The sequence below is a fragment of the Shewanella sp. S1-49-MNA-CIBAN-0167 genome, assembly GCF_040310145.1.
Lineage (GTDB): Bacteria > Pseudomonadota > Gammaproteobacteria > Enterobacterales > Shewanellaceae > Shewanella > Shewanella psychromarinicola.
This window is the reverse complement of record NZ_JBEOPO010000545.1, coordinates 1-229: the sequence shown is the minus strand read 5'-3', so window position 1 is coordinate 229 and position 229 is coordinate 1. Positions and strand designations below refer to the sequence as shown.

Sequence of the window (229 nt, the reverse complement as noted above, 5' to 3'; positions counted from 1 at the left end):
AGGATGGCGAGACTAAAACTAAGCATTCTCATGCACAGTTAATGGACTTTACTACGCCCGATAACAACGAGTTTTTGATCGTTAACCAATTTACCATTATTGGTACAAAAGGTAGCCGTCGTCCTGATGTTATTGTGTTCATTAATGGTTTGCCGATAGCCGTCATTGAGCTTAAAAATCCTGCTGATGAGCATGCGGATATTTGGAATGCTTATAATCAACTGCAAAC

General features: G+C 39.7%; 1 protein-coding gene. It reads left to right on the top strand.

The features are described from left to right. On the top strand, positions 1 to 229 hold a 229-nt coding region (locus AAEZ00_RS22360), incomplete at both ends, for a type I restriction endonuclease (RefSeq protein ID WP_351090262.1).